This is a genomic window from Microcystis sp. M49636_WE2 (assembly GCF_030065375.1).
Classification (GTDB): Bacteria; Cyanobacteriota; Cyanobacteriia; order Cyanobacteriales; family Microcystaceae; genus Microcystis; species Microcystis aeruginosa_C.
Genome location: NZ_JASJFG010000250.1, coordinates 1 through 8,032 on the forward strand (window position 1 = coordinate 1; position 8,032 = coordinate 8,032).

Below are 8,032 nucleotides of genomic sequence, written 5' to 3' on the forward strand. Positions count from 1 at the left end.
AGAACCGCCTAAACAGACGAGGAAGACGAATATTCCCACAAATTTGTTCTGATCTAGCGAGATGAGAAATCGTTTAACAATTGGTAGAGCCATAGCTTTTTAATGTATTCCCAGATTCTTTACATTTTAGCGGTCAAGAGTTATTCTCTCCCTTGAAATCCTAGACTATGAAGTTGTGTTCAGGAGTGAAGGGAGCGAGTTGCCCCTCAATTATCGGAAGTTATCGAATTGATTGCTAAGGTTGAGAATTGTATTGGTAAAACTCGTAATATCCCGGATGGGTTGGGTAATAATATTAAAAGCGGCGAAAATTTCCCCTAATAGGGTGCGGGTAACGATAATTACGTCCTGATCTTCTAAGGGAACATTTTGCGAGATATCTCCTCTAACTGCCGCTATCGGACTCAAAGTTTGACTAACAATTCCCCCTTTGGCACTATCAAAACGGAGCAGAGACACTTCATTGACATTAATCCGCAGGCGATCGGAAACCGGTAAACTAGCCACCACATCGAGGAAGGTACTGCCATTAGGAATCGAAACATTTCTCAGGGCAATTCCCGAAGGAACTAAGGGAGCTAAAACCCTGATCGTGATATTCTGCTGGGCGAGGGTGGTTCTCGCCACCAATGTGCCATTATATCCCGTCTCTTGGCCCACTTCTAACTTGGAAACAATCACGGCATCGCCCCCTTGCAGACGCAGATCTGGCAAGCGTTCCCCTTTAATTAAGGGAGTATAAAGGTCAAGTTTCTCCTCTAATACTGTACCATCGACTAAAACCCGACGGACAACGATCGAACGCAGATCGGCTCTGGGGGTGCCGCCACCCGCGGCCAAAAGTACCTGCGCTAGGGGAGTATTAGGAGCAACACTATAAAACCCCGGTCGCTGTACCTCTCCCAGAATGGTTAACTGGACGGGACGCGGACCGGTTAGAAAGGCAATGACTTCTGGTTCCTCCCGCAAGTATTTTCGCCCCAATTCCAGGCGGATTTTAGTTTGCACTTCGTCTAAAGTCAAGCCCAACACGGGAATACGCCCTAAAATCGGCACCAGAAAATTACCATCGGGATCCACAGGACTTGAGGAATTAAATTCGGGAAAATCGGGAACCGAGACAGTAATTTGATCGCCGATATCGAGTCGATAGGACTGAATTTGTCGGAATTGGCGATTATTGGGAGAGTAACCCGGTGGACTGTAGCCAGCGGGGGGAATCGTGTTTTCAGGAAAGGTGGGATTAGGGGGTTGGGGGGGCAAAAATTCCAACCCGGCCCCCGGTTGAGTCTGGGGTATGGACAAAGGACCCTGGGCCTTGAGGCTCTCGGAGTCAATTATCCACAAGAACCCTGTCAGACCCAACCCTGATAGGGCTATGGCCCCGGTTCTCAATAAACTAACTGGCAAAAACTTGTTGAGCGTTGGTGGAATCATACAGATCTGTCAATTTTTGGGTTCTGACGATGATAATTTATTTTCTGGGAGTTATAGTCATTTCAATTAAGATTGAGAATATCAATGCCAGAGTTCATAAGGGTTTCACTGGTCTAGATTGTATCAGACTTATCTGAAATGGCTATACCTAGTGGGAGAGGAACAAAGAAGCTATTAAGGGCTAGAAAAGTGCCTTGAGCTAGTTTTTTTTAAAGAGATGGTTAGGAGCAGAAAAACTACTTTTCTTTTTTAGACTCAGGGAGAGAAGTTAATTGACTTAAGACATTTTGTTCTAAGTTACTTTGAACTTCCTTGGCGAGATTGAGAGCAAAGGGAGTGAGAGTTTGCAGTTCTTTCGTCGGTTCTAAGGGAATCACTAAGGAAACGGCTATCCAGGGTACTCTCTGTCTTTTTAATTGCGCCCATTGGTCAAGCCAATACCAAACAGAGGAATCGTAATGACCACCACCTAGCCAAGCATACCACTGCACCACGGCAAAGGTGTTTTGTGTCCAAGCCCGATAGAATCGAGCCGTGGCCTTTCCTCCCGACCGGGTGGGAATTGATAGCTCGGTTGTTTCCCCCTGATTCCAACGACTAATCGAACTGATATCCGACCATTCTAATCCTGGTTGATTTTTATAGTATATCTGTGGCTTTAAAAGCACGGTGATCCTCTTGCCTTCAGGAGTTTCCACCACTTGTACCGACCATTTTCCCTCACCGATTTCTACTTGGCTCTGGTCGATGGTTTTCAGGTCAGAGAACTCGATTCCCGATTTTTGTAAGGCCTGCATTTTCTGCATATTACCGATTCTCGGTTGCTCCACCCAAGACCAATGGCCAGAAATTAAATTGGGCAAGATACCCCCTAAAATCAATAGCAGCAGCAGGCACAACAGGAGTAGATAATTACCCGGTAGCTTTTTTTTGATTTTATCTAACACTAAAGTTACCTCGGCTGGAATTTTTTGACTAATCACCTTTGTTACCTTCCTCTTGAGCTAGGGACTGTTTCTTGGCTGCGTCCCGATACTGCATGATTTGGAAGACCAAAAGGATCAGTAATAACATAAAGACGGAGTATAAATCACCCCCCCAGCTATCGTGGAGTAATTTAAAGTTTGCCTCTTGTCCTGTGCCGTGAAACCAGGCTAAAAGCGAGTTACGAACGATATTAGCCCCGACACTAATTCCAAAGGCACTGAGGAGCATAAAGCGGGTTTTACGACCGTTTTCGATGGTATCTGTCCAATGGAGCAGCAGCAGCGTGACGTAAAGACTGGTAAATAACATTTTCAGCCCCGCACAGTAGGGGGCGACCTCCACCATCCTACCTTCTACCGCTACATAGATACCGTCAACGGAGACATCTAAGCCCGCTTGCTGAAGAATAAAACCGGCGCAAGCGGCAATAAAAACCTGTAGGGGTAGGGTATAGGGAGTGATCAGGTAGGGGATAGGATTAGGAGTCGCTAAAGCTGTTAAAAGTAGGGGAAATCCCTGTAATTTAAAACCTTCCGTTCCTTTTAACCAGAGACAGATGCCCGCTAAAATAATCGGAAAAGATATACTAACCCAAAGGGAGGAACCGAGGAGATAAAAAATCGCTCCTAGGGTTAACAAAAACGCTCCGAGGGGATGGGAGCGATCTTCGAGGCGCTGCCATTTTTTACGATTCTGCCAGACAATATAGGCGGCGTAGGGAAGGCCGATCAAGCCGTGGCTAAAGTATTCGTGTTCGATGCTGATCGATTTATTCAGCCAACCGTCGTACCAATGAAAGATCACCGGACCGTAGATAACCGCCAAGAAAGCGATAATCAGCCAAGATTGCCAATTTTTCTGGGAGACGGGGGATAGGGAAGGACTAATACCCATAGGACAGAGCGATTTAGTGACAAATTCTGAATTTATGTTACCCGATGATCGCAGTAATCTGTTCAACAACCATTTCAATTTGCTCCTCCCTGATACCGGGGTACATGGGGAGAGAGACAATTTCTTCACAGAGAATCTCTGCATTAGGAAAGCCTCCCTGTTGATAACCCAGGTAGCGATAGGCCGGTTGCAGATGACAGGGAATCGGATAATGAATGCCGGTTTGAATACCGACGGCAGTTAATTGTTCTTGTAGTTGTTGGCGCTCAACGGGACAATGGGGGAGAATGCGAATAACGTAGAGATGATAGACATGACCGGTTTCGGTTTCGTCTCGTATGGGTAAAATGCCCTTATCGGCTAAAGGAGCCAAAAGCCGGTCGTATTGTCTTGCCGCTCGATGACGGGAGCGATTCCAACTTTCCAGATGGGGTAATTTAATGTTTAAAATGGCGGCTTGTATGCTATCTAAACGGCTATTAGTGCCGATATCGGTGTGGAAATACTTGCTCGGTGCGCCATAATTTCTTAAACTGCGGGCTTTTTGGCTAATTTCAGGATCATTGCTCACTAACATTCCGCCATTGCCAAAAGCACCCAAATTTTTACTGGGATAAAAACTAAACCCCGCCGCCACACCGACACTGCCGGCGCGATAACCTTCTCTACTGGCTAAATGGGCCTGGGCTGCATCTTCAAAGATAATCAGATTATAGCTGCGGGCAAAATCCTGTAATTGTTGGGGTGATACCATCTGTCCGTACAGGTGTACGGGTAGAATGGCGCGGGTTTTGGGGGTAATTTTTTGGGCGGCCGCCGCAAGGTCAATTAGGGCCGTATCGAGGTGACAATCAACTAAAATCGGTTTGGCTCCCGCTTGAATAACACCCATGAGGGTAGCGACAAAGGTATTAGCGGGGACTAGCACTTCATCCCCGGCACCGATGCCGTAAGCTTGTAAAGCAAGGGCAAGAGCGGCAGTGCCGGAAGCTACTCCCACAGCATACTCGACTCCGCAAGCTTGGGCGAAGGCGGTTTCAAATTCGGCTAAAGCTTGACCTAAAACAAAATCTCCCCGGTCGATAACTGTTTGGATGGCCTCGGTAATTTTTGCTTGTAGGGGCTGATTTTGCCAAGTCAAATCGACAAAGGGAACTTTGATTAAATTGGAATTCATCTAGTGCTTATGTTATGAAGATATTATTAATTATCAAGAGACTAGCATGGATTTGAGCAAGTTGGCTAGATTAGTAGGCTCTCTTGTCCTTTATCTGATAGATAGTCTTCACTGATCGAGTCTGTCTTTTTCTTTGTGTTCTTTGTGCCTCTGTGGTTTATCCTTTAGAACTGGTGATTATGAGTGATTTTACTGCTTTAACTGCGTTAATTTTGGCCGGTGGCCAAAGTTCTCGTATGGGACGAGATAAAGCTTTGTTATCTTTTCAGGGTCTCTCTTTTCTAGAGAATACTTGTTTAATTGCCCAAGATTGTGCAGTACAGGTGTCTGTGATTACGCCTTGGCCAGAACCTTATGAACTTATCATTCCCCAATGCTGCCGGATAATCAAGGAACCTCTCCCCACTAGGGGTCCTTTATTGGCCTTTGCCTTGGGATTAACTTTTGTATCAACCGATTGGGTTTTATTGCTCCCTTGCGATTTACCTTTACTAACACCCCCAATTATTCAAGGATGGTCAAGATTATTAGCCACTGTACCAGAAAATGCCATCGCTTTGGTTCCCCGGTGCGGTGAGCGTTGGGAACCTCTCTGTGGTTTCTATCATCGTCGTTGTTTAGAATCTTTGCAGACTTATATTCAGCAAGGGGGAACTTCTTTTCAAAAATGGTTAAATGTCTCTGTGGTGGAGGAATTAATTATCGATAATTCCGAGATTTTATTTAACTGTAATACCCCAGAAGATTTAGAGATAATAATAAACTCCCCAGATATTAACCGTAAGAAAACCTAGCACAAAAGGGAGTAAAAGTAAAGAGATCGGCGAAGAAATATTGGATAAATGGCGATAACCATAGTAGAGCATTCCGGTTAGATAACCGCCGGTTACACCGATAATTGCGCCGATAATATCGCCATTTATGGATAAATAGGAAGTGAGCAAAATGACGAGGGAAAAGGGCAAAATTATCAGGCCAGCTAAAAATATATCGCCGGTGAGACTACCATATTTATTACTTAATTTTCTGCCCAACCAACTAGATAAAGTCAGAATAATAAAAGGAAATACTGCCCAGCCTAGTAACAGTAAAAACTCGGATTTAACTGTCCAGTTTTGCCAAGTCAAAGCGATGAAAAAACTGCTGATGATTGCTGCCAATACACCCGTAGCTAAAGCCTGATTACGGTTGAACTTTAAAAAAGCCTCTGCTAGACCGGTCTTGGGTTTGAGCAAAGATGAAAAAGAGATTTTCAGCAAATCAAAAACAATAAAAAGAGTTTTTGACCACTTGATTGATTGCCGTTGTCGATAACTTTTCTGAGGGTCTCTTAATTTATTTGCAATGGCATGATAGCGGCGAAAATTTCCCTGTTGCTTAAATTTATTGGCCGCTATTTGGAAATCTTTTCGTGCTGCCGGCAGTTCCGAGAGTTCCTCTAAAGCTAATCCTCTTTGATAATAGAATTGGGGATTATTTGGGTCAATAGCGATTGCTTTGCCATAAGCTTCTAGGGAGGATTGGGTGTAACCGAGTCGTTGACGGGATAAACCGAGGTAATAGTAAGCTTGGGAACAATCGGGTTTTAACTGCAAAACTTGGCGACAATCGCTCAAAACTTGCCGATCCTGCTGATTATAGTAGTAAACTTCCGCCCGTTGCAGATAGGCCTGCCAAAATTGCGGATTAATTGCGAGCGCTTGCTGGTAAAATGCGATCGCTAGTTGATAATTTTTCTCTTGAGCGTAGCGCCATCCCTGCTGATAAAAATCCTCGGCACTGGGGTGAAAAGTGGGTATTTCCGGGGATAAACTGCGATCATACTCTTTTCTTTTCTCTTTATCGCTCAAAACCCGATAAGCTTGTTCAATTTCCCGAAATTTTGTCACTGCCTCCGGATCATCGGGATTATAATCGGGGTGATATTGCCGGGCCAGACGACGAAAAGCGGCTTTTATTTGATTATTACTGGCATTACGGGGAATTTGGAGGACTTCATAGTAATTTTTCATACTCGAATGCTGGGGGAATTTTCAACTACTTAAAATTGTTGCCAATGGCTCGCCGAAACGACTATCATTGTCAATTAAATAGCTTTTATTGAGAGTTGATCGCTTATGTCTGCCTACACTGCTTCCTCCCTGAAAGCGGAACTCAACGCGCGGGGGTGGCGCTTAACTCCCCAGCGAGAGAAAATTCTGCACGTTTTCCAGAATTTACCGAAAGGCAATCATCTCAGTGCTGAGGAATTGCAGGAATTACTGGACAAACGGGGGGAAGGAATTAGTTTATCGACAATTTACCGCAGTGTTAAACTAATGTCGCGGATGGGGATTTTGCGGGAGTTGGAATTGGCCGAAGGTCATAAACACTACGAACTCAATCAACCCTATCCCCACCACCATCATCATTTGGTCTGTATTCAGTGCAATAAAACCATCGAATTTAACAATGATTCTATTCTCAAACACAGTCTCAAACAGTGTGAGAAAGAGGGTTTTCAGTTAATTGACTGTCAGTTAACGGTGATGGCCATCTGTCCGGAAGCTTTGCGGATGGGTTGGCCGTCGGGAATACCGAGTAATTGGGGCTGTACGCGTTCGCTGGTGGATACTCGTTTCCAAAACTGCGAGATTCCCGAATCAAAGGAACCGGAACCAGAAAACTAGGTATCTAAGCGGACATTCCCAACTGAAAACCGAGAGCTTTTTTCTGCATTAATTGGAAAATATTATAAAATCCGTTGGCGCGGGAAGGGGTAAGACTGACTTTTAAGCCGGTTTCTTCGATAAAATCCGGGGTGACTTGCAGGATTTCCGTGGGAGTCAGTCCATTGAAACCCTCGATTAACAAAGCAACTAAACCCTTGACTAATTGCGCGTCGGAATCCCCTTTGTACCAAACCTGGCCATTTTCGAGGTCGGCAGTGATATAAACTTGGGATACACAGCCATGAACTTTATTAGCGGGTATTTTGGCAGATTCTGGTATTGGTTCTAGTTTTTTAGCAAAAGCTAGTAATTGTTCGTATTTTTGCTTAGGATCGGTACGGCGTTTGAGGCGTTCGACGATGCGATCGAGATTAGACGGGAGCATATTGCGAGTTAAAATAGGAAAAAATTAGCCAATAGCTTTTTTATATTAGCATTCTTGCGGAAGTTGCGCGCTGTGGTTATCGCTGCCAGGGCTACCTTGGTCAGAGCGCCTCGAGGCTATCTGCTAGAATTGGCATCATTGACATCCTCGCCTCCGTAAACGGACGGCGATTCCCAAACCTCACGATTTGGGTTTCTGCTTCTTTCCCGAAGGATTTTTCGCACCTGCCTTAACAGATTTACTCTGTTCTGGTCTTATGGTCGCTCTACAGACTGACACCGCAAGCCCTGCGGCCAAAATGTTTTTACTGGCGTTAATATCTCGGTCATGGTGAGTCCCACAGTCTGGACAATCCCATTCTCGAACATTTAACGGCATTTTCTCAGCAATATACCCGCAATTACTACACCTTTTAGAGCTAGGAAACCATCTATCTATTTC

Annotated in this window: 9 protein-coding genes; 2 read left to right on the forward strand and 7 right to left on the reverse strand. The window is 44.9% G+C overall.

Annotated elements, in window-relative coordinates; translation table 11 throughout:
* Positions 1-210: 210 nt before the first annotated feature.
* The 4 genes from PX484_RS05995 to PX484_RS06010 form a co-directional block, all read right to left on the reverse strand.
* Positions 211-1,437: a polysaccharide biosynthesis/export family protein gene (locus tag PX484_RS05995; RefSeq protein WP_287664360.1), complete on the reverse strand. Its 1,227-nt coding sequence runs from the start codon at positions 1,435-1,437 to the stop codon at positions 211-213.
* Between the two features lie 236 nt (positions 1,438-1,673).
* Positions 1,674-2,420: a cyanoexosortase B system-associated protein gene (locus tag PX484_RS06000; protein ID WP_287767654.1), complete on the reverse strand. Its 747-nt coding sequence runs from the start codon at positions 2,418-2,420 to the stop codon at positions 1,674-1,676.
* Complete coding sequence (crtB, locus tag PX484_RS06005) at positions 2,413-3,318, reverse strand: cyanoexosortase B (RefSeq protein ID WP_287767652.1); 906 nt, start codon at positions 3,316-3,318, stop codon at positions 2,413-2,415. Before crtB ends, PX484_RS06000 begins: the two co-directional genes overlap by 8 nt.
* 37 nt (positions 3,319-3,355) lie before the next feature.
* Positions 3,356-4,495, reverse strand: a complete 1,140-nt coding sequence (locus PX484_RS06010) for a DegT/DnrJ/EryC1/StrS family aminotransferase (protein WP_287767649.1) — start codon at positions 4,493-4,495, stop codon at positions 3,356-3,358.
* A 179-nt stretch (positions 4,496-4,674) separates the two neighbouring features.
* Here PX484_RS06010 and PX484_RS06015 point away from each other — a divergent pair, with 179 nt between their 5' ends.
* A complete protein-coding gene (locus PX484_RS06015; RefSeq protein ID WP_287664369.1) occupies positions 4,675-5,289 on the forward strand; it encodes a molybdenum cofactor guanylyltransferase in 615 nt (204 codons plus the stop codon).
* On the opposite strand, the gene PX484_RS06020 is transcribed toward PX484_RS06015, so the two are convergent.
* Positions 5,242-6,507 (reverse strand): DnaJ domain-containing protein, encoded by a 1,266-nt coding sequence (locus PX484_RS06020; RefSeq protein WP_002801640.1) that lies wholly within the window; start codon positions 6,505-6,507, stop codon positions 5,242-5,244. The genes PX484_RS06015 and PX484_RS06020 overlap by 48 nt on opposite strands.
* Before the next feature lie 105 nt (positions 6,508-6,612).
* Between PX484_RS06020 and PX484_RS06025 the strand changes: the two genes are divergently transcribed.
* The gene (locus PX484_RS06025; protein WP_002737956.1) at positions 6,613-7,164 is read left to right on the forward strand and encodes a ferric uptake regulation protein; all 552 of its coding nucleotides are present in this window, start codon (positions 6,613-6,615) and stop codon (positions 7,162-7,164) included.
* Positions 7,165-7,168: 4 nt separating this feature from the next.
* Here the strand turns inward: PX484_RS06025 and PX484_RS06030 are convergent, their stop codons facing one another.
* A complete protein-coding gene (locus PX484_RS06030; RefSeq protein ID WP_002761229.1) occupies positions 7,169-7,591 on the reverse strand; it encodes a SufE family protein in 423 nt (140 codons plus the stop codon).
* 180 nt (positions 7,592-7,771) lie between these two features.
* On the reverse strand, positions 7,772-8,032 hold a 261-nt coding region (locus PX484_RS06035), incomplete at its 5' end, for a zinc ribbon domain-containing protein (RefSeq protein WP_288103146.1).

Excerpts from the sequence above, each read along its gene's own strand:
- PX484_RS06025 (WP_002737956.1), top strand. The coding sequence starts at position 6,613 with ATGTCTGCCTACACTGCTTCCTCCCTGAAAGCGGAACTCAACGCGCGG.
- PX484_RS06015 (WP_287664369.1), top strand. The coding sequence starts at position 4,675 with ATGAGTGATTTTACTGCTTTAACTGCGTTAATTTTGGCCGGTGGCCAA.
- crtB (WP_287767652.1), bottom strand. The coding sequence starts at position 3,318 with ATGGGTATTAGTCCTTCCCTATCCCCCGTCTCCCAGAAAAATTGGCAA.
- PX484_RS05995 (WP_287664360.1), bottom strand. The coding sequence starts at position 1,437 with ATGATTCCACCAACGCTCAACAAGTTTTTGCCAGTTAGTTTATTGAGA.
- PX484_RS06010 (WP_287767649.1), bottom strand. The coding sequence starts at position 4,495 with ATGAATTCCAATTTAATCAAAGTTCCCTTTGTCGATTTGACTTGGCAA.
- PX484_RS06020 (WP_002801640.1), bottom strand. The coding sequence starts at position 6,507 with ATGAAAAATTACTATGAAGTCCTCCAAATTCCCCGTAATGCCAGTAAT.
- PX484_RS06030 (WP_002761229.1), bottom strand. The coding sequence starts at position 7,591 with ATGCTCCCGTCTAATCTCGATCGCATCGTCGAACGCCTCAAACGCCGT.